Here is a 20,800-nt window from a genome sequence, read left to right as displayed (position 1 = left end):
TCACGTGGCCTGTGCCGCACGTGGCCTGTGCCGCACGTGGCCTGTGCCGCACGTGGCCTGTGCCGCACGTGGCCTGTGCCGCACGTGGCCTGTGCCGCACGTGGCCTGTGCCTCACGCGGCCCGCACCCCACCGGGCCCCGCCCACCTCACCCGGCCCCGACGTGTCGGCCCCCGCACCCCACCACGCCAACACGTTCTGCCCGCACGGCAGTACCCACTTTCGGGTTCCCCCCGCACGGCATTCCGGGCGCGTCGGACTCCAGGCGTACAAGCTGGACCCCCCAGGCCCCGCGCCCCGGAGGACAGCCGATGAGTACGCCGCCCCCACCCCCGTCCCCAGCGCGCCTCGCCTCCGGCGCCGAAGGCCCCGACGCCCTGCGCCCGCTGCTCGACACCGTCCTCGACGCCCTGCACAGCGGCCGTCAGGCCCGCGGAGGACCACTGCCCGTCGGCGGCCCCGACACCGTCACCGCCAAGTTGCGCGCCGCCGTCGGCGACGTCCTGCCCGAGCACGGCGACCCCGACGCTCTGCGCACCCTCGTCCACGCCCTCGCCGAAGGCGCGGCCGACCCCGCCGACCCCCTGTGCGCCGCCCACCTGCACTGCCCGCCCCTCGCCGTCGCCGCCGCGGCCGACCTCGCCGCCAGTGCCCTCAACCCCTCACTCGACTCCTGGGACCAGGCCCCCGCTGCCTCCGCACTCGAAGCCCTCGTCACCCGCGAACTCGCCCACACCACCGGCCTCGCCGATGCCCTCGTCACCACCGGCGGCACCGAGTCCAATCAACTCGCCCTGCTCCTCGCCCGCGAAACCCGCCCCGGCGGCGTCCGCCTCGTCTGCGGCGCCAACGCCCACCACTCCCTGCCCCGCGCCGCCTGGCTGCTCGGTCTGCCCGAACCCGTCGTCGTCCCCGCCCCCGCCGGCACCCTCGACCCCGCCGCCCTCCACCAAGCCCTCACCGACCTCGCCGGCCCCCACGGCGCCGGCAGCCCCCGCACCCCCCTCGTCGTGGCCGCCACCGCGGGCACCACCGACGCCGGCCTCATCGACCCCCTCCCCGAGATCGCCGGACTCTGCGCCGCCCACGGCGCCCGCCTCCACATCGACGCAGCCCACGGCGGAGGCCTCCTGTTCAGCGACCGCCACCGCGACAAACTCACCGGCCTAGAAGCCGCCCACACCATCACCCTCGACCTGCACAAACTCGGCTGGCAACCCGTCCCTGCCGGACTCCTCGCCGTCCGCCACCCCCGCGACCTCACCGCCCTGCACCACCACGCCGACTACCTCAACGCCGACGACGACACCGAAGCAGGCATCCCCGACCTGCTCGGCCGCTCCCTGCGCACCACCCGCCGACCCGACATCCTCAAGATCGCCGTCACCCTCAAGACCCTCGGCCGCAGCGGCCTCGGCGCCCTCGTCGACCAGGTCTGCGCCCGCGCCCGCGAACTCGCCGACCTCATCCACGCCCACCCCGGCCTCGAGCTCTACGACCGGCCCACCATCAGCACCGTCCTCTTCCGGCCCACCGGCGCCACCGACGACACCGTCGCCGCCGTCCGCCGCACCCTCCTCACCGACGGCCGCGCCGTCCTCGGCCGCGCCCGCCTCGACGACCGGCTCTGGCTCAAGGCCACCCTCCTCAACCCCCAGACCCGGCCCGAAGACCTGGCCACCCTCCTGAAACTGGTGGAAGGAAACACCCCCGCATGAACCCCCCGAACGACCTGACCCGCCCGAACCACCTCAACCCCCGGAACCACCTCAACCCCCCGAACCACCTCAACCCCCCGAACCACCTGAGCCACCCCACCCCCCGAACCCCCCACGACCTCGTCGGCATCGGCATCGGCCCCTTCAACCTCTCCCTCGCCGCCCTCGCCCACCCCCTCACCCACCTCGACACCGCCTTCTACGAACAACGCCCCCGCTTCCACTGGCACCCCGGCCTGCTCATCGACGACGCCCGCGTCCAGGTCCCCTTCCTCGCCGACCTCACCACCCTCGTCGACCCCACCAGCCAGTGGACCTTCCTCAACTACCTCAAGACCCGCGAACGGCTCTTCCCCTTCTACTTCGCCGAACACCTCCACATCCGGCGCACCGAATACGACGCCTACTGCCGCTGGGTCAGCGACAACCTCCCCACCGTCCACTTCGGCCACCAGGTCGACGCCGTCCGCTGGAACCCCGAACACCGCCTCTTCGAGATCGACTACACCCAACTCGACACCGACGGCGAAGCCGAAGCACTCGGTCGCACCTACACCCGCAACATCGTCCTCGGCATCGGCACCCAACCCCACATCCCCGACGCCCTCAAACCCCTCGCCGACGCCCCCGGCGCCCCCGTCATCCACGCCGCCGACTACCTCGACCACCGCGACACCCTGCTCACCGCCGCACACATCACCGTCGTCGGCACCGGACAGTCGGGCGCCGAGATCTTCCTCGACCTGCTCCGCCACCGCCCCACCGGCCACGAAGGACTCCACTGGATCGGCCGCACCGAGGCCTTCGCCCCCATGGAGTACTCCAAACTCGGCCTCGAACACTTCACCCCCGACTACACCCACTACTTCCACGCCCTGCCCGAACCCGTCCGCGACCGGCTCCTGCCCGCCCAGTGGCAACTCCACAGAGCCGTCGACGCCACCACCCTCGCCGCCATCCACGACGAGCTCTACCACCGCACCCTGCACGGCGGCTGGCCCGACACCGTCCTCACCCCCGGCGTCCGCGTCCGCACCGCCGGCCGCGTCGCCGGCACCAAGATCGAACTCCACCTCGAACACACCCAGCAGGCCACCCGCACCCGCCTCACCACCGACGCCGTCGTCCTCGCCACCGGACACCGCCCCCGCCCCCTCACCCCCCTCCTCGCCGGCCTCGACCCCTACCTGCGCCGCGACAGCGCCGAACGCCCCCGCATCGACGACCAGTACCGCCTCGTCCTCGACCCCTCCATCACCGCCACCGGCTGCCACGCCTACGTCCAGAACGCCGAACTCCACACCCACGGCATCGGCACCCCCGACCTCGGGCTCGCCGCCTGGCGCAGCGCCACCATCCTCAACGCGATCACCGGCACCGACCCCTACCCGCTGCCCACCCGCACCGCCTTCACCACCTTCGGCCTCACACAGCAACGGCCCCAGATCCCGCCCGTGCGCCAGATCAGGACACTGACACCCCTGGCAGACGGAATCTGAGGCCGTCCCCACCCAACCGAACCGCTAGAACACCGGCGTACCGTTCCGCGTCAGCCGCCAGTCCACCGAAGCGAAGTCCTTCGGATCCAGCTCACCCTTCGCCGTCACCCACTCGGCGATCCGGGTACGGATCTCCGTCGACTCCGACCACAACTCCTTCGCCGACGCCACGAACGGGAACGCCCCACCGCCATTGGCACGGTAGTTGTTCACCGCCAGCACGAACTGCTGCGCGTCGTCCAGCGCCGCCCCGCCGAACGTCAGGTTCCTGATCCGCGAACCGACCGGCTGGGCCACGTCGATGTCGTACCGCAGACCTGACACATAGTCGTAGTTGTAGTCCGGACGCCCGCCCGCGTTCGTCAGCTTGTCCACGTCGACCGCCGCGTCCGCCGCCGTCTGCACGTAGTACCCGGCGGAGTACTCCAGGTACGCACGCACCTGGGCACCCGTCATCAGCTTCGCGACCAGCGTGTTGTCGTACACGTACAGACCCGACAGATCCCGGATCGTCACATCGCCGGCCGGGATCTCGGACGTCCGCGAGAACGGCGAGGCCTGCGCGATCACCGGCAGCGAGGCGTACTCGGTGCCGGCCAGCGCCGCCTTCACCACGTCCTCCTGCACCTTGGTGATCAGATCGATGATCGGCGCGTCCTTGTACCGGGCCTCCACCGTCGTCAGCGTCTGAGTCGCCCGGCCGACCACCTGGTTTACGTACGCCACGACTTTCTCGTGCTCGTCGTCCAGCAGCTTCGTGATCGCCGGATCGTCGGCCACCGAGTTGGAGTTGCGCAGCGACGCCGCCACCGACTCCACCTCCCAGCGGCCCTTGACGAACACCAGCTCGATGTCGAACAGCGACAGCCGCTCCGCGAAGCACAACGGCTCCGACAGCACCACCGTCTTCCCGGTCTCCTCGTTGACGACCTTCAGCTCCGGAATCTCCAGATGCGCGTGACCCACCAGGATGGCGTCGATCCCCGGCACCTGCCGGGCCACGTTCGCCGCCGCGTCCTCCACATACGGCAACTGGTCACCGTACGACGACTGACCCGACGTACCCGAATGCGCGGACACGATCACCACGTCCGCACCCATCGAACGCAGCTTCGGCACCCACTTCGCCGCCTGCTCCTCCAGCCCCGGGAACGTCAACTTCCCCTGTACATACGCCTTGTCCCAGATCGCGATGCCCGGATTGGTCAGGCCCAGCACCGCCACCTTCACCGGCGGCGCACCGTGCGGACGGAACTCCTTGATGAAGTACGGCGCGAACGCCGGCCGCTGCGTCTTCGCGTCCAGCGCGTTCGCACCCAGCAGCGGGAAGTCGCACTGCTGCTCGAACTTCCGCAGCGTCTCGATGCCGTAGTTGAACTCGTGGTTGCCCAGCGCCGCCGCGTCGTACCCGATCGCGTTCATCGCCTGCGCCATCGGGTGCACCGGACCACCCGTGGCCGTGATCGGATCCACCTTGGCGTAGTAGTACGTCAACGGCGTGCCCTGGATCGTGTCACCCGCGTCCAGCAGCAGCGTGTTGCGACGGCCCTTCTCCTCACGGACCTGGTTCACCAGCGTCGAGATCCGCGCCAGACCCTGTGCGTTGCCCGCCTTGTCGGCGTACTCGGCGTCCTTGAAATAGTCCCAGTTGAAGACGTGCCCGTGCAGATCCGTCGTGCCCATCACGGTCAGCGAGTACCGCTTGGGATGCCTGCCCGGACCATGCGCCGCCGCGGAATCCGTCGAGGCCTCCGCGGCGTGCGCCGCCGGAGCCGCCGCCGCACCCGCCAGCGCCACCCCCGCCCCCGTCGCGGCCGACTTCTTCAGGAACTTCCGGCGGTCCAACGCCATGCTGGCTCTCCTCGCGAGAAGGGGCAAAAGGTTTCACAACGCGCGTAGATGCGCCCGCACAAACACACGGACGCGCGTAGATTCTGACCGGAGCACGGTGAACGGAACAGCCCCTGGACATTGCGATCTGATGACCGACACCGACATGCAATCAGATGAGCGCCACCCCGCACAGTTCAACAAGTGTCAATGACGGTTCACCCAAAGGCCGTTGAGTGGTCACGTCACACCAAGTCTCTACCGACCGGTAAGGCCTAGGCTCGATACCATGCGCCGAGCAAAGATCGTCTGTACATTGGGGCCCGCCACAGCCACGTACGACCAGATCAAGGCACTGGTCGACGCCGGAATGGACGTCGCCCGCCTCAACCTCAGCCACGGCCGACACGCCGAACACGAGGAGCTCTACCAGCACGTACGCACAGCCGCCGACGAAACCGGCCGCAGCGTCGGAGTCCTCGCCGACCTTCAAGGCCCGAAGATCCGCCTCGGCCGCTTCCACGAAGGACCCGTACTCCTCGAACGCGGCGACACCTTCACCATCACCGTCGAAGAAGGCGTCGAAGGCGACCGCCACATCTGCGGCACCACCTACGCCGGCCTCGCCGACGACGTCACCCCCGGCGAACGCATCCTCGTCGACGACGGCCGCGTCGCCCTCAAGGTCACCGCCGTCGACGGCCCCCGCGTCCACACCCAAGTCGTCGAGGCCGGCATGGTCTCCGACCACAAGGGCCTCAACCTCCCCGGAGTCGCCCTCTCCGTCCCCGCCCTCTCCAAGAAGGACGAGGACGACCTCCGCTGGGCCCTGCACACCGGCTTCGACGTCATCGCCCTCTCCTTCGTCCGCAGCGGCCGCGACATCCTCGACGTCCACCGCATCATGGACGACGAGGGCCGCCGCCTCCCCGTCATCGCCAAGATCGAGAAACCCCAGGCCGTCGAGGCCATAGACGACATCGTCGCCGCCTTCGACGGCATCATGGTCGCGCGCGGCGACCTGGGCGTCGAAATGCCCCTCGAACAGGTCCCCATCGTCCAGAAGCGAGCGATCAAACTGGCCAAACGCAACGCCAAACCGGTGATCGTCGCCACCCAGATGCTCGACTCCATGATCGACAACGCCCGCCCCACCAGGGCGGAGGCATCGGACGTGGCCAACGCCGTCATCGACGGCACCGACGCGGTGATGCTCTCGGGGGAGACCAGCGTCGGCAACTACCCCGTCCAGACGGTCCGCACCATGGCGAAGATCGTCGCGGCGGCGGAGGAGGACATCCTGGCGAAAGGCCTGCCACCCCTCACCGAACGCAACAAACCCCGCACCCGGGGCGGCGCCGTCGCCCGCGCCGCCGCCGAGATCGGCGACTTCCTCGGCGCCAAGTTCCTGGTCGCCTTCACCCAGTCCGGCGACACCGCCCGCCGCCTCTCCCGCTACCGCTCACCCATCCCCCTGCTGGCCTTCACCCCGGAACCGGCCACCCGCTCCCAGCTCAGCATGTCCTGGGGCGTGGAAACGTTCCTGGGTCCCCACGTCGACTCCACGGACGCGATGGTCGCCCAGGTGGACGAGCTGCTCCTGAAGTACGGCCGCTGCGAGCGGGGCGACGCGGTGGTGATCACGGCGGGGTCCCCTCCGGGGATCCCGGGCGCGACGAACATGGTCCGCGTCCACCACATCGGGGAGGACGACAGTCCCAAGTAGGGGGCTTCAGTATTTGGGGCCTACGTGGGCGTCCATGAGGGCTACGGAGGCCTTCTTGGCGACGGAGATGTTGTACGGGTTGCCGTTGCGGGTGCAGTGCGTCCACGCGATGCCGAGCTTGTCGAGGGTGTTGGTGTAGAGCTGTCGGATGTCGTCGGACACGTTGGTGAAGAAGTACCTGGGATATTCGTAACGCTTGCGCTCACCGCCGACGAGGCGAGTCGTCCAGTTGGTGAAACGGCAGCCGTCCGAGTGAATAAGACCCCGGATGAGCTCCCAGGGGTGCTCGTCGACGATCTCCTGCTGCCAGGGTTCGAGGGCGATGTGACGCTCGTGCTTCTTGCCGGGACCGTGTTGTGGGAACAAGCAGACCCAGTGCTGCGTGTAGGACTTGACGTCGACGCAGCCTGTGCGTTGTAGACGGCTCACGTTGGGCCAGGGCAGGACCTTGCGCATGGCGTCTTCGGCGGCTTCGACGAGCCCTGGCCATGAAGCCGTACATGTGACCATGAGGTAGCGCTGCTTGGGCTTGCAGATGATGTAGCCGTCGCCCAGGTACAGGCCCAGCAGGTAGGCGTACGCGGCGGGATCTCCAGGCGACTCGGGCGTCTTTTGGCACCGGACGCAGAGTGGGGTTCGTGATACGGGTTCCAGCCGACTCAGCCAGCACGTGATCGCGTGCCGAGAGATGCCCATCTCTTTGCTGACCGAGTTCAGGCTGCGGCCTTGCGCCACCAGTGCAACGGCTCGCTTACGTGTGCTGAGGTCGTACATGTGCACACTCTGTGAGAGTGGTCGTGTCGACACACAGCGAAAAGCGGAAGTTCACCGGTACGTGAACATCCGCTTCAGATTGTGACCTTGGGATCGATGGAAAAGTACCCCGGGTCGGATTCGAACCGACGCTGGATGGTGTTTGAGACCATTGCCTCTACCGCTGGGCTACCGGGGCGCCCTTCAAAATGAAGATCGACGGTCACCCGCCGTGCCCCCACCTTACCGCAGCTAGGTAGGCTCTTGGCAGCAGGATCTGCCTCCCCCGAAACAAGGAGCGCCCCCGTGACCGCCCCCGAGTCGCCCCAGCCCGTAGACGTGCCCGACGACGACAAGTCGCACGTGCCTCCGCTGACGACGCGTGTCGTCATCGCGGAGGACGAGGCGCTGATCCGGCTGGATCTCAAAGAGATGCTGGAGGAGGAGGGGTACTCCGTCGTCGGTGAGGCCGGGGATGGTGAGCGGGCGGTGGAGCTGGCTCGGGAGCACCGGCCTGATCTGGTGATTCTTGATGTGAAGATGCCGAAGCTGGATGGCATCTCGGCGGCGGAGAAGATCGCTGAGGAGCGGATCGCGCCGGTGTTGATGCTGACGGCGTTCTCGCAGCGTGATCTGGTGGAGCGGGCTCGGGACGCGGGTGCGATGGCGTACCTGGTGAAGCCGTTCAGCAAGAGTGATGTGGTTCCGGCGATCGAGATGGCCGTGTCGCGGTTCACGGAGCTGAAGGAGCTGGAGAAGGAGGTCGCGGACCTCTCTCAGCGTCTGGAGACGCGGAAGCTGGTGGATCGTGCGAAGTCGATCCTGCAGACGGAGTACGGGCTGACGGAGCCGGCGGCGTTCCGCTGGATCCAGAAGACGTCGATGGATCGTCGTATGTCGATGCAGCAGGTGGCGGAGGCGGTCATTCAGGACAGCGAGGAGAAGAAGGCGGCGAAGGGCTGGAAGTCCGAGAAGGGCTGAGCGCGCCCGTCTTCTTCGATGTGTGCGGCGAGGCCCGCACCCCTTCACTGGGGTGCGGGCCTCGTTGTCGTTGTGCGGTGTGGTGCTAGTCCTCGCCGAGGTAGGCCTTGCGGACGGATTCGTCGTGGAGGAGTTCCTGTCCGCTGCCGGAGAGGACGATGTTGCCGACCTCCATGACGTGGCCCTGGTCGGCGAGGGAGAGTGCCGCCTGGGCGTTCTGTTCGACGAGCAGGATGGTGGTGCCCTGGGACTTGAGTTCCGAGATGGTGGCCATGATCTTCTGCATCATGATCGGCGAGAGGCCCATGGAGGGTTCGTCGAGCATGAGGAGTTTGGGCTGGGACATGAGGGCGCGGCCCATGGCGAGCATTTGCTGTTCGCCGCCGGAGAGGGTGCCCGCGGCCTGCTTTCTGCGTTCCCCGAGGATGGGGAAGAGGTCGTAGGCGCGCTGGATGTCCTTTTCGATGCCTTCCCTGTCCTTGCGGAGGAAGGCGCCGAGCTGGAGGTTCTCGGCGATGGTCAGGCGCGGGAAGATGTGCCGGCCTTCGGGGGAGTGGGCGAGTCCGAGGGCGACGATCTTGTGGGCGGGGACGCCGGTGAGTGGCTTGCCGTCGAAGACGATCTTGCCGGATGTGGGCTTGAGCAGGCCTGAGAGGGTGCGCAGGGTGGTCGTCTTGCCGGCGCCGTTGGTGCCGATGAGGGTGACGACCTGGCCGGCTTCGACGCTGAACGAGATGCCTTTGACGGCTTCGATCTTGCCGTAGGCGACCCTGAGGTCCTCGACCTCCAGCAGTGCGGTCACTGGGCCTCTCCCTTGGTGGTGCTGTCGTTCTCCTCGCCGGTGCTGTCGGCGTCGCCCGTGTCGTCCGTGCCGGCGGGGCGGTCCGCTTCGCCGCCGCTGTCGGAGTCGGCGGTGTCGTCCGCGTGGCCGCTGTCGTCCGCGCCCGCGGTGTTGTCCGCGTCGGCGGTCTCGGCTGCGGCCTCCGCGGCCTCGACCTCGGCCGCTTCCGCTTCGCCGGGGTCGCCCTCGAAGGGTTCGCCCAGGTAGGCGGCGACGACGCGTTCGTCGGCCTGGACGACGTCGGAGGTGCCCTCGACGAGCTTCTCGCCCTGGACGAGGACGGCGACGCGGTCGCACAGGTTGAAGATGAAGCGCATGTCGTGCTCGATGACGAGCACGGCGATGCCCTTGTCGCGGATGGCGAAGACGAGTTCCTCGGTGGTCCGGGTCTCCTGCGGGTTCATGCCGGCGGTCGGTTCGTCGAGCAGGAGCAGGCCGGGTTCGCTGGCGAGGGCTCGGGCGATTTCCAGCTTGCGCTGCTCGCCGTAGGGCAGGTTGCGGGCGAGGTGGTCGCGTTTGGCGGCGAGGCCGACGAACTCGAGGAGTTCCATGGCTTTCGTCTCGGAGGCCTTCTCGGCCTTGCGGAAGCCGGGGCCGCGCAGCAGTGCGGACCACAGGCCTTCCTTGGTCCGGGTGTGGCGGCCGACGAGGACGTTCTCCAGCACGGTCATGTTGGCGAACAGCCGGATGTTCTGGAAGGTGCGGGCGATGCCGGCCTGGGTGACCAGGTGCGGTTTGGGCGGCAGCACTTTGCCCTGGTAGGCGACGGTGCCCTCGGTGGGGACGTACAGGCCGGTGAGGCAGTTGAAGAAGGTGGTCTTGCCGGCGCCGTTCGGGCCGATGAGGCCGACGATCTCGCCGCTGTTGACCGTGAAGTCGACGGATCGGACGGCGGTGAGGCCGCCGAAGCGCATGGTGACGTCACGGGCTTCGAGTACAGGTGTCGTCATGGTGTCTTACGCCCCTGCCTTGGTGACGGCCGGTTCGTCGGTCAGCGTCTTCTGTTCTGGTAGGTCGAGTTGGTCGCTCTCGTGGAACTCGAGCTGGCGGCGGCGGTTGGCGATGATGCCTTCCGGCCGGAAGCGCATGAGCAGCACGAGTGCGATGCCGAAGGCGAAGAGCTCGTAGTTCTGGAGGAACTGGAGCTTTTCGGGGACCAGGTAGAGGACGCTGGCGCCGAGCAGGGGGCCGCTGACGGTGCCCATGCCGCCGAGGACGACGGCGGCGAGGAGGAAGGCGGAGTTGGGCGGGGCGGCGCCGGCGAACTGGTAGGGCTGGGGGTTGACGCTGTAGTTGACGTGGGCCATGACGCTGCCGGCGAGGCCCGCGAGGGAGGCGCCGAGGGCGAAGGCGATGAGTTTGACGCGGAAGCCGTTGATGCCCATGGCGGTGGCGGCGGTCTCGTCCTCGCGGATGGCGATCCAGGAGCGGCCGATGCGGGAGTCGGCGGCGCGGGTGAAGACGAGGACGACGATGGCCGTGACGATGAGCATCAGGAACAGGTAGTTGGCGAATCGGCCGAGGGTGAATCCGCCGATGTCGTGTGCTTCGCCCAGGTGGAATCCGAGGATGTCGAGGTCGGGGATCTGGGTGATGCCGTTGGGGCCGCGGGTGATGTTGGGTCCGGAGTCGCCGTCGAGGTTGTTGACGGTGATGCGGAAGATCTCACCGAAGCCGAGGGTGACGATGGCGAGGTAGTCGCCGCGCAGTCGCAGGGTGGGTGCGCCGATGAGTACGCCGAAGACGAGTGAGGCGGCCATGCCGGTGAGGGCGGCGGCCCAGAAGGGGAAGTGGACGCCGGAGAACCGGGAGTACTCGGAGCCGGAGACGAGGGCGGCGGCGTAGGCGCCGACGCCGAGGAAGGCGACGTAGCCGAGGTCGAGGAGGCCGGTGAGGCCGACGACGATGTTCAGGCCGAGGGCGACGGTGGCGAAGATGAGGATGTTGACGCCGACGTTGGCGTTGTGGTCGTCGCTCTGGGTGAAGGGGAAGATCACGGCGGCGACGAAGGCGAGGGCCGCGGCGAAGCCCTTGTGCTGTGCGGAGATCGTCGCGTAGCGGTCGACGAGGCCGGTGTGGATGAGTCCCCAGGCGGCGAAGACGACGAGCAGCAGGTAGCCGATGAAGGTTTCGCTGGCGTCGTTGTCGATGCCGATGCCGTAGGTGAAGGCGATCAGGGCGATCGCGGTGCCGGCGGTGATGATGCCGCGTTCGGCGATCGGGCTGATGCCGCGGGGGCGGGGCTGCTGGGGCTTGGTGAGGTAGCCGCGCAGGCCGGTGCCGGGGGCCGGGTGGGGCAGGGCGAGGGCGCCGAGGACGGGGAGTGCTGAGGCCGCCATGGCCACGTAGGCGCCGGGGTCGAGGTTGACCAGGCCGCCGAGGTCGACGGCGATGGCGATGCCGGTGAACCAGCAGACGGTGAACGCCGACATGGCGGTGAGGAGCACCGGCGAGGAGGCGTTCGACGGGTTCAGCCAGCGCAGCCCTTTCACGTTCCACTGGTTGAGTGCGAACAGCAGGGTGAGGACGCCGGCCACGAGGGCGAGGATCTGCAGGCCCGCGGGGTAGCCGTAGACGGTGAGGTCGCCGGGGAATTCGGACGTCCAGGTCCAGCTGAGGAAGGTGCTGGCGACGGTGGCGACGGCGCCGGCGGCGATGAGCGGGCGGGCGAGGGCGGCCGGCAGCGGGATGGGTCCGCGTCCGGTGCCGGCGGGGGTCTTGGTGGTGTCGGTCATGCTGTTCACGCCCTGTCCGCGACGCGTTCACCGAGCAGGCCTTGTGGCCTGAAGAGGAGTACGAGGATGAGGAGGACGAAGGCCCATACGGCGGCCCAGCCGCCGCCGCCGAGCTGCTGCATGCCGGGGATGTCGGCGATGTAGGCGGTGGCCATGGCCTCGGCGACGCCGAGGACGAGGCCGCCGAGCATGGCGCCGTAGATGTTGCCGATGCCGCCGAGGACGGCCGCGGTGAACGCCTTCAGGCCGGCGATGAAGCCCATGTCGTAGGAGACGGAGCCGTACTTGAGGCCGTAGGAGACGCCGGCGACGGCGGCGAAGAAGCCGCCGATGGCGAAAGCGATGACGATGATGCGGTTGGTGTCGATGCCCATCAGCTGGGCGGTGTCCGGGTCCTGGGCGGTGGCCTGCATGGCGCGGCCGGTGCGGGAGAGGCGGACGAAGAAGGCGAGGACGGCCATGCACACCGGGGCGGCGATGATCAGGAAGACGTCGCCGCTCTGCACGGTGACGGAGCCGATGTGCAGGGGGCCGAACGGCAGTTGCGGGAAGACGCGGGCCGACTTGGCGTCGCCGCCGACCTTGTACCAGTTGAAGACGGCCTGCTGGAGCGCGAGGGAGAGACCGATCGCGGTGATCAGCGGGGCGAGGCGTGGTGCGCCGCGCAGTGGCCGGTAGGCGAAGCGCTCGGCGCCGACGGCGATGAGCACGGCGACCAGTGCGCCGCCGATGAGCATCGCCGGCAGGGCTATCCACATGGATATGCCGTCCGGCAGGACGAGGTAGACCGTGAGGGCTCCGAAGCCTCCGGTCATGAAGATCTCGCCGTGGGCGAAGTTGATGAGCTGGACGATGCCGTAGACCATCGTGTAGCCGATGGCTATCAGCCCGTACATCGAGCCGAGGAACAGCCCGTTGGCCAGCTGCTGCGGCAGGGTGTTCACCGCATGGCCTCCATGTGGTGGGGAGAGTCAAGGGGGGCGTAGAAGGCGGGCCGCGCGGTGACGGTGGTCTGCGCCGCGCGGCCCTGGTGGTGCGGAGTGTCCGGCTTGGTTACTTCGGGGTGGCGATGCCGCTCTTGACGGACTTCCATTCACCGTTGGTGACCTGGTAGACGGTCAGCTGCTTGTTGGTGGTGTCGCCGTACTCGTCGAAGGAGATCTTGCCGGAGAGGCCGTCGAAGGAGGACTTCTGGACGCCGTCGACGACCTGCTGGCGGGCGTCGGCGGGGATCTTGCCGTCCTTCACGACCTGGCCGACGGCCTTGATGATGGCGGTGGTGGCGTCGTAGGCGTAGGAGCCGTAGGTGCCGTAGTCGCCGGGGTACTTCTTGGCCTTGTAGGTGGCCACGAAGTCCTTGGCGGCGGGCAGGGTGTCGACGGGGACGCCGATGGAGGTGACGAGGTCGCCCTCGGCGGCCTTGCCGGCGGTCTTGATGTAGGTCGGGGTGAACATGCCGTCGCCGCCGAACAGCGGGATCTTGGCTCCGGCGTCCTTGAGCTGCTTGGTCAGGACCTGGGACTCGTCGTACTGGCCGCCGTAGTAGAGGATGTCGGCGCCCGAGTTCTTGATCTTGGTGACGAGCGTGGAGAAGTCGCGGTCGCCGGTGTTGACGTGGTCGGTGCCGATGACCTTGCCGCCCTGCTTGACGAACTGCTCCTTGAAGATCTTGGAGAGTCCGGCGCCGTAGGTCTGCTTGTCGTCGACGACGAAGGCCTTCTTCTTGTGGATGCCGTTGTAGGCGTAGTCCGCGGCGTAGGCGCCCTGGAGCGCGTCGGTGGTGGCGGTGCGGAAGTACGTCTTGAACGGGCGGGACTTGCTGGTCTGCCAGTTCTTGCCCTGGGTCAGCTCGGGGGCGGTGTTGGAGGGGGAGATCTGCACCAGGTTGGCGGTGGCGAAGACCTGCTGCATCTGGGTGGCCACACCGGAGTTGAGGGGGCCGACGACGCCGAGGACGCTCTTGTCGGAGACGAGCTGGGTGGCGTTCTGCTGGCCGGTGGCCGGGATCGCCTTGTCGTCCAGCGCCTTGAGTTTGAAGGTGACGCCGGGGACGGCCTTGTTCTTGTTGGCGTCGTCGACGGCGATCTGCGCGCCGTACTGAATGCCGAGACCCGTCGCGGAGTTCTGGCCGGTCAGCGGGGCGTCGACGCCGATCGTGACCGTCACGTTGCCGCTGTCGCCGCCCTTGCTGTCGTCATTGCGGGAGCCGCAGGCGGTGAGAGTCAGAGCTCCGGTGGTCAGAACGGAGGTAAGAATCACCAGAGAACGCTGTCGCACAATCGATCCTTTCCGCAGGCACGTCCGCCCCTACTGCGGGGAACGGCGGGTGCCGCGCCGGTACCGAACTCCCGTTGGAGCGGTGACTGGCCGTGACTCTAAGCGTGTGTGGGGAACGTGGAGGAGTGCTTGACCAAGGCTGTGACGCTCTTGTTATGACACGAGGTAATGCAGAGCGGTACAGGGTGGGGGGAAGAGCTGAATTCAGGCCGATTCGCCCCGTCCGCATTGTGAGAATCCGCAGGACCCGCCGTGATCCGATCAGGCGTCTCAGGGGTTTTGGTGATTACGCGGCTTTGTTGCCGCGGGCGCCTTTCGGGGCCGGTGAAGGGTGCTGTGCGCAGGGGGTGGCGGCAGTGAAAGAGTGAATGTGTATTGCACGCGTATTACATAGAGTTACCGCGAAGCAAAGGATTCGCGACTCAGGCGCTTTTCCGCATTCCGGCCATGGGTGATGGTGTGGTGATTTGCCGGAAGAATGCGCCTATGCCGCGAAAGGGTGCGCATGTGTACGCGGGCGCGGCCATGTCCGTGCCTACCTGACAGGCCGTCAACTCGCTGGTGTGGGTGGCCCGGTGAGGGTCGCCGCGAGAGGGCGGACCCCGGCGGGGCTCGACGGCCCCGCCGGGGTGGGGGCGTCAGGCGCCGGTGTTCGGCAGCTGCGCCTCGTCGCTCTTGGGGATGTCGCGCAGCAGGCAGGTCAGGCGGGCGCTGCACACGCGGCGTCCCTGCTCGTCACTGATCACGATCTCGTACGTGGCCGTCGAGCGTCCCCGGTGCACGGGTGTGGCGACACCGGTGACGAGGCCCGAGCGCACCCCGCGGTGGTGCGTGCAGTTGAGGTCCACGCCGACCGCGATCTTCGAGGTGCCGCCGTGCAGCATGGAGCCGACCGAGCCCAGTGTCTCGGCCAGCACGGCGGAGGCGCCGCCGTGCAGCAGCCCGTACGGCTGGGTGTTGCCCTCCACCGGCATGGTCCCGACGACCCGCTCCGCCGACGCCTCCAGGATCTGCACGCCCATCCGTGTCCCGAGGTGCCCCGCCGAGAACAGCGCCTGGAGGTCTACGCCGAGCGCGGCGTACTCGTCGATGACCTCCTGCGGGAACTTCACGTGCTGCTGCTCACCCATGGGCCCGGCTCCGTTCGTCGTACACCTGGTTCGGCGTACGTCTGGTTCGTCGCTGCATCTGTCTGCTGAGCGAACGCTCAGTCGGTCGCCGATTGTTCCAGACGGGTCTCCAGGCGGACCACCACGGACTTGCTGGCAGGGGTGTTGCTGGTGTCCGCGGTGGCGTCCAGCGGGACGAGCACATTGGTCTCCGGGTAGTAGGCCGCCGCGCAGCCCCGGGCCGTCGGGTAGTGCACGACGCGGAAGCCGGGCGCCCGCCGCTCGACACCGTCCCTCCACTCGCTCACCAGGTCGACGTAGGAGCCGTCGGGGACGCCGAGGGCCCGCGCGTCCTCGGGGTGCACCAGCACCACCCGGCGGCCGGCGGTGATGCCGCGGTAGCGGTCGTCGAGGCCGTAGATCGTGGTGTTGTACTGGTCGTGCGAGCGCAGCGTCTGGAGCAGCAGCCGGCCCTCGGGCAGCTCCGGGTACTCCACCGGCGCCGCGGTGAAGTTGGCCTTGCCGGTGGCCGTCGGGAAGCGGCGCTCGTCGCGCGGGGCGTGGGGCAGCGCGAAGCCGCCGGGGCGGGCCACGCGCGCGTTGAAGTCCTCGAAGCCGGGGACCACGCGGGCGATCCGGTCGCGGATCGTGGCGTAGTCCTTCTCGAACTCCTCCCACGGCACCACGCTGTCCTCGCCCAGCACGCGGCGGGCCAGGCGGCAGACGATGGCCGGCTCCGACAGCAGGTGCGGGCTCGCGGGCTCCAGACGGCCGCGCGAGGCATGCACCATGCCCATGGAGTCCTCGACGGTCACGAACTGCTCGCCGCCGTCCTGGACGTCCCGCTCGGTGCGGCCGAGGGTGGGCAGGATCAGGGCGCGCGCGCCGGTGACGACGTGGGAGCGGTTGAGCTTGGTCGACACGTGCACGGTCAGCCGGGCCCGGCGCATGGCGGCCTCGGTGACGTCGGTGTCGGGGGAGGCGGAGACGAAGTTGCCGCCCATGGCGAAGAACACCTTCGCCTCGCCGTCGCGCAGGGCGCGGATGGCCCGGACGACGTCGTAGCCGTGTGCGCGCGGCGGCGCGAAGCCGAACTCCTTCTCCAGGGCGTCCAGGAAGGCCGGGGCCGGACGCTCGAAGATGCCCATCGTGCGGTCGCCCTGGACGTTGGAGTGGCCGCGCACCGGGCACACGCCCGCTCCCGGACGGCCGATGTCGCCGCGCAGCAGCAGGAAGTTCACGACCTCGCGGATGGTGGGCACCGCGTGCTTGTGCTGCGTCAGGCCCATCGCCCAGCACACGATGGTGCGCTTCGAGGCCAGGACCATCTCCAGCGCCCGGTCGATCTGCGCGCGCGTGAGGCCGGTCGCGGTGAGCGTCTCGTCCCAGTCGGCGGCGCGGGCGGCGGCGGCGAACTCCTCGTAGCCGTGGGTGTGTTCGCGGACGAACTCCTCGTCGACCGCGCCCTGTGTCTCGATGATCAGCTTGTTGAGGAGGCGGAAGAGGGCCTGGTCGCCGCCGATGCGGATCTGCAGGAACAGGTCGGTGAGCGCGGCGCCGGTGGTCAGGCCCTTCGGCGTCTGGGGGTTCTTGAAGCGCTCCAGGCCCGCCTCGGGCAGGGGGTTGACGCTGATGACCTTCGCGCCGTTCGCCTTGGCCTTCTCCAGGGCGGAGAGCATGCGCGGGTGGTTGGTGCCCGGGTTCTGGCCGGCCACGATGATCAGGTCGGCCCGGTACAGGTCCTCCAGCAGGACGCTGCCCTTGCCGACGCCGATGGTCTCCGACAGGGCCGAGCCGGAGGACTCGTGGCACATGTTGGAGCAGTCGGGCAGGTTGTTGGTGCCCAGCTCGCGCGCGAACAGCTGGTAGAGGAACGCGGCCTCGTTGCCGGTGCGGCCCGAGGTGTAGAAGACGGCCTCGTCGGGGGAGGAGAGGGCGGCGATCTCCTCGGCGACGATGCCGAAGGCGCGCTCCCAGGTGACGGGCTCGTAGTGGTCGGCGCCCTCGGGCAGGTACATGGGGTGGGTCAGGCGCCCCTGCTGGCCCAGCCAGTAGCCGCTGCGGCCGGCCAGGTCGGCGACGGAGTGCGCGGCGAAGAACTCCGGGGTGACCCGGCGCAGGGTGGCCTCCTCGGCGACGGCCTTCGCGCCGTTCTCGCAGAACTCCGCCTTGTGCCGGTCCTCCGGCTCCGGCCAGGCGCAGCCCGGGCAGTCGAAGCCGTCCTTCTGGTTGACCCGCAGCAGGGTCAGCGCGGTGCGGCGCACGCCCATCTGCTGCTGGGCGATGCGCAGGGTGTGCCCGACGGCCGCCAGTCCCGCCGCCGCGTGCTTCGGCCCGGCGACCCGCGGTGCGTCCTGAACCGGGTCGCCCTTGGGCGGCTTCGTGGCCATCGCGCCCTCCCCTTCGACTGCGCTGTTGAAGTCGTACGCCGCCGATCCTGCCACGGGGCACCGACAACGGGACCGGCCGCCCCGAAGGCCTTGTCGCCGTGACGGCGCTCACGTCCGCCGGGGCCGCGCGGCCCCGGCTGTCAGTGGGGCGTGGCAGGATCGAGGGCGTGGCAGAGACAGCATCGAAGAAGACCGACACGACCTCCGGCGGTACCCGTCCCCGGCTGATGCTCATGGACGGGCACTCGCTGGCCTACCGGGCGTTCTTCGCGCTGCCCGCGGAGAACTTCACCACCGCGACGGGCCAGCCGACGAACGCGATCTACGGCTTCGCGTCGATGCTGGCCAACACCCTGCGTGACGAGGCGCCCACGCACTTCGCGGTCGCCTTCGACGTCTCGCGCAAGACCTGGCGCTCTCAGGAGTTCACCGAGTACAAGGCGAACCGCTCCAAGACCCCGGACGAGTTCAAGGGCCAGGTCCAGCTGATCGGCGAGCTGCTCGACGCGATGCAGGCCCCTCGCTTCGCCGTCGACGGGTTCGAGGCGGACGACGTCATCGCCACCCTCGCCACCCGGGCCGAGGCCGAAGGCTTCGACGTGCTGATCGTCACCGGCGACCGCGACTCCTTCCAGCTGGTCTCCGAGCACACCACGGTGCTGTACCCGACCAAGGGCGTCTCGGAGCTGACCCGGTTCACTCCGGAGAAGGTCTTCGAGAAGTACGGGTTGACGCCGGCCCAGTACCCGGACTTCGCGGCGCTGCGCGGCGACCCGTCGGACAACCTGCCGGGCATCCCGGGCGTCGGCGAGAAGACGGCCACGAAGTGGATCAACCAGTTCGGTTCGTTCGCCGAGCTGGTCGAGCGCGCCGAGGAGGTCAAGGGCAAGGCCGGGCAGAACCTGCGCGACCACCTGGAGGCCGTCAAGCTCAACCGCCGGCTCACCGAGCTGGAGCGGAACGTGGAGCTGCCCAAGGCGGTCACCGACCTCGCCCGGCAGCCCTACGACCGCAAGGGCGTCGCGACGCTCCTGGACAGCCTGGAGATCCGCAACCCGTCCCTGCGCGAGCGGCTCTTCGCGGTCGACCCCGGCGCCGAGGAGGCCGAGACCACCCCGATCGCCGCCGACGGCGTGGAGCTGGACGGCACGGTGCTCGCCACCGGCGAGCTCGCCGGCTGGCTCGCCGAGCACGGCGCACAGCCCCTGGGCGTCGCCACGGTCGACGCCTGGGCGCTGGGCGCGGGCTCGGTCGCCGAGGTCGCGCTGGCCGCGCCCGGCGGTGCGGCCGCCTGGTTCGACCCCTCTGAGCTGGACGAGGCCGACGAGCGGGCGTTCGCGAGCTGGCTGGCCGACGCCGAGCGGGCCAAGACCTTCCACAACGCCAAGGGCGCGATGCGGGTCTTCGCCGAGCACGGCTGGCGTGTCGAGGGCGTCACCATGGACACCGCGCTCGCCGCCTACCTGGTCAAGCCTGGCCGCCGCTCCTTCGACCTGGACGCGCTGTCCCTGGAGTACCTGCACCGGGAGCTGGCGCCCGCCGCCGCGGCCGACGGGCAGCTGGCCTTCGGCGCGGACGACGCCGCCCAGGCCGACGCCCTGATGATCCAGGCCCGCGCCGTCCTCGACCTCGGGGAGGCGTTCGAAGGCCGGCTGCGGGAGGTCGGCGCCGCGGATCTGCTGCGCGACATGGAGCTGCCCACCTCCGCGCTGCTCGCCCGCATGGAGCGGCACGGCATCGCCGCCGACCGCGCCCACCTCGAAGCCATGGAACAGATGTTCGCCGGCGCGGTGCAGCAGGCCGTGAAGGAGGCGCACGCGGCGGCCGGGCACGAGTTCAACCTCGGCTCGCCCAAGCAGCTCCAGGAAGTCCTCTTCGGCGAGCTGGCCCTGCCGAAGACCAAGAAGACCAAGACGGGCTACACCACCGACGCCGACGCCCTGGCATGGCTGGCCGGCCAGACGGACAACGAGCTGCCGGTGATCATGCTCCGCCACCGTGAGCAGGCCAAGCTCCGGGTCACCGTCGAGGGCCTGATCAAGACGATCGCGGCGGACGGCCGTATCCACACCACGTTCAACCAGACGGTCGCCGCCACCGGCCGCCTGTCCTCCACCGACCCCAACCTCCAGAACATCCCGGTCCGCACCGACGAGGGCCGGGCCATCCGCCGCGGCTTCGTGGTCGGCGAGGGCTTCGAGTCGCTGATGACGGCCGACTACAGCCAGATCGAGCTGCGGGTGATGGCCCACCTCTCCGAGGACGCGGGCCTGATCGAGGCGTTCTCCTCCGGAGAGGACCTGCACACCACGGCGGCCTCCCAGGTCTTCGGCGTCGAGCGGTCGGCGGTGGACGCGGAGATGCGCCGCAAGATCAAGGCGATGTCGTACGGCCTGGCCTACGGGCTGTCGGCCTTCGGCCTCTCCCAGCAGCTGAACATCGAGGCGGCCGAGGCCCGCGCCCTCATGGACGCCTACTTCGAGCGCTTCGGCGGCGTACGGGACTATCTGCGCCGGGTGGTCGACGAGGCGCGGGCCACGGGTTACACGGCGACGCTCTTCGGGCGCCGCCGCTACCTCCCCGACCTCAACAGCGACAACCGTCAGCGCCGCGAGGCGGCCGAGCGCATGGCCCTCAACGCGCCCATCCAGGGCACGGCCGCCGACATCGTCAAGATCGCCATGCTGAACGTGGACCGGGCCCTGCGCGAGGCCGGGCTCGCCTCCCGCCTGCTTCTCCAGGTCCACGACGAAATCGTCCTGGAGGTAGCCCCCGGCGAGCGTGCCTCGGCGGAGGAGATCGTCCGCCGCGAGATGTCCGGCGCGGTCCGCCTCCGGGCGCCGCTGGACGTCTCGGTGGGTGTGGGCCCGGACTGGGAGTCGGCGGCGCACTAGGAACCGCACGGCACGGCACCCGGTGCCGCACGGGCCGCCGGGGCCGGA

14 protein-coding genes and 1 tRNA gene are annotated in these 20,800 nt (G+C 69.1%); 5 read left to right on the top strand and 10 right to left on the bottom strand.

Annotated features, from left to right (window positions below; genetic code table 11):
- Window positions 1-310 precede the first annotated feature (310 nt).
- Window positions 311-1,717, top strand: a complete 1,407-nt coding sequence (locus ABZ484_RS10840) for a pyridoxal-dependent decarboxylase (protein ID WP_358865553.1) — start codon at window positions 311-313, stop codon at window positions 1,715-1,717.
- Window positions 1,714-3,216, top strand: a complete 1,503-nt coding sequence (locus tag ABZ484_RS10835; RefSeq protein WP_358865552.1) for a SidA/IucD/PvdA family monooxygenase — start codon at window positions 1,714-1,716, stop codon at window positions 3,214-3,216. The genes ABZ484_RS10840 and ABZ484_RS10835 overlap by 4 nt, the downstream gene beginning before the upstream one ends.
- A gap of 24 nt (window positions 3,217-3,240) precedes the next feature.
- On the opposite strand, the gene ABZ484_RS10830 is transcribed toward ABZ484_RS10835, so the two are convergent.
- Entirely contained in the window at window positions 3,241-5,067 is a 1,827-nt protein-coding gene (locus tag ABZ484_RS10830; RefSeq protein WP_358865551.1) for a 5'-nucleotidase C-terminal domain-containing protein, read from the bottom strand.
- Window positions 5,068-5,335: 268 nt separating this feature from the next.
- Here ABZ484_RS10830 and pyk point away from each other — a divergent pair, with 268 nt between their 5' ends.
- Window positions 5,336-6,772: a pyruvate kinase gene (gene pyk / locus ABZ484_RS10825; protein WP_358865550.1), complete on the top strand. Its 1,437-nt coding sequence runs from the start codon at window positions 5,336-5,338 to the stop codon at window positions 6,770-6,772.
- A gap of 6 nt (window positions 6,773-6,778) precedes the next feature.
- On the opposite strand, the gene ABZ484_RS10820 is transcribed toward pyk, so the two are convergent.
- Window positions 6,779-7,546 (bottom strand): helix-turn-helix domain-containing protein, encoded by a 768-nt coding sequence (locus ABZ484_RS10820; RefSeq protein WP_358865549.1) that lies wholly within the window; start codon window positions 7,544-7,546, stop codon window positions 6,779-6,781.
- A 105-nt stretch (window positions 7,547-7,651) separates the two neighbouring features.
- Window positions 7,652-7,724, bottom strand: a tRNA-Leu gene (locus ABZ484_RS10815).
- Window positions 7,725-7,831: 107 nt separating this feature from the next.
- Between ABZ484_RS10815 and ABZ484_RS10810 the strand changes: the two genes are divergently transcribed.
- On the top strand, window positions 7,832-8,506 hold the full coding sequence (locus ABZ484_RS10810) for a response regulator (RefSeq protein ID WP_358865548.1): 675 nt from the start codon (window positions 7,832-7,834) through the stop codon (window positions 8,504-8,506).
- A gap of 85 nt (window positions 8,507-8,591) precedes the next feature.
- Here ABZ484_RS10810 and ABZ484_RS10805 read toward each other — a convergent pair whose 3' ends face one another.
- From ABZ484_RS10805 to ABZ484_RS10775, 7 genes are all read right to left on the bottom strand, one after another.
- Entirely contained in the window at window positions 8,592-9,308 is a 717-nt protein-coding gene (locus ABZ484_RS10805) for an ABC transporter ATP-binding protein (protein ID WP_358865547.1), read from the bottom strand.
- A complete protein-coding gene (locus tag ABZ484_RS10800; RefSeq protein ID WP_358865546.1) occupies window positions 9,305-10,297 on the bottom strand; it encodes an ABC transporter ATP-binding protein in 993 nt (330 codons plus the stop codon). Before ABZ484_RS10800 ends, ABZ484_RS10805 begins: the two co-directional genes overlap by 4 nt.
- A 6-nt stretch (window positions 10,298-10,303) precedes the next feature.
- A complete protein-coding gene (locus ABZ484_RS10795; RefSeq protein WP_358865576.1) occupies window positions 10,304-12,082 on the bottom strand; it encodes a branched-chain amino acid ABC transporter permease in 1,779 nt (592 codons plus the stop codon).
- Window positions 12,083-12,087: 5 nt separating this feature from the next.
- Window positions 12,088-13,026, bottom strand: a complete 939-nt coding sequence (locus tag ABZ484_RS10790) for a branched-chain amino acid ABC transporter permease (protein WP_358865545.1) — start codon at window positions 13,024-13,026, stop codon at window positions 12,088-12,090.
- A gap of 109 nt (window positions 13,027-13,135) precedes the next feature.
- Entirely contained in the window at window positions 13,136-14,359 is a 1,224-nt protein-coding gene (locus ABZ484_RS10785; protein ID WP_358865544.1) for a branched-chain amino acid ABC transporter substrate-binding protein, read from the bottom strand.
- 638 nt (window positions 14,360-14,997) lie between these two features.
- On the bottom strand, window positions 14,998-15,489 hold the full coding sequence (locus tag ABZ484_RS10780) for a hotdog fold thioesterase (protein WP_358865543.1): 492 nt from the start codon (window positions 15,487-15,489) through the stop codon (window positions 14,998-15,000).
- A 77-nt stretch (window positions 15,490-15,566) separates the two neighbouring features.
- Window positions 15,567-17,858 (bottom strand): FdhF/YdeP family oxidoreductase, encoded by a 2,292-nt coding sequence (locus ABZ484_RS10775; protein ID WP_358865542.1) that lies wholly within the window; start codon window positions 17,856-17,858, stop codon window positions 15,567-15,569.
- A gap of 167 nt (window positions 17,859-18,025) precedes the next feature.
- Here ABZ484_RS10775 and polA point away from each other — a divergent pair, with 167 nt between their 5' ends.
- Window positions 18,026-20,752 (top strand): DNA polymerase I, encoded by a 2,727-nt coding sequence (gene polA / locus ABZ484_RS10770; protein ID WP_358865541.1) that lies wholly within the window; start codon window positions 18,026-18,028, stop codon window positions 20,750-20,752.
- Window positions 20,753-20,800: the final 48 nt, after the last annotated feature.

It is taken from the genome of Streptomyces sp. NPDC006393, from assembly GCF_040628575.1.
Lineage (GTDB): Bacteria > Actinomycetota > Actinomycetes > Streptomycetales > Streptomycetaceae > Streptomyces.
This window is presented reverse-complemented; position numbering and strand designations above follow the sequence as displayed.

Excerpts from the sequence above, each read along its gene's own strand:
- ABZ484_RS10840 (WP_358865553.1), top strand. The coding sequence starts at position 311 with ATGAGTACGCCGCCCCCACCCCCGTCCCCAGCGCGCCTCGCCTCCGGC.
- ABZ484_RS10835 (WP_358865552.1), top strand. The coding sequence starts at position 1,714 with ATGAACCCCCCGAACGACCTGACCCGCCCGAACCACCTCAACCCCCGG.
- ABZ484_RS10830 (WP_358865551.1), bottom strand. The coding sequence starts at position 5,067 with ATGGCGTTGGACCGCCGGAAGTTCCTGAAGAAGTCGGCCGCGACGGGG.
- pyk (WP_358865550.1), top strand. The coding sequence starts at position 5,336 with ATGCGCCGAGCAAAGATCGTCTGTACATTGGGGCCCGCCACAGCCACG.
- ABZ484_RS10820 (WP_358865549.1), bottom strand. The coding sequence starts at position 7,546 with ATGTACGACCTCAGCACACGTAAGCGAGCCGTTGCACTGGTGGCGCAA.
- ABZ484_RS10800 (WP_358865546.1), bottom strand. The coding sequence starts at position 10,297 with ATGACGACACCTGTACTCGAAGCCCGTGACGTCACCATGCGCTTCGGC.
- ABZ484_RS10795 (WP_358865576.1), bottom strand. The coding sequence starts at position 12,082 with ATGACCGACACCACCAAGACCCCCGCCGGCACCGGACGCGGACCCATC.
- ABZ484_RS10780 (WP_358865543.1), bottom strand. The coding sequence starts at position 15,489 with ATGGGTGAGCAGCAGCACGTGAAGTTCCCGCAGGAGGTCATCGACGAG.
- ABZ484_RS10775 (WP_358865542.1), bottom strand. The coding sequence starts at position 17,858 with ATGGCCACGAAGCCGCCCAAGGGCGACCCGGTTCAGGACGCACCGCGG.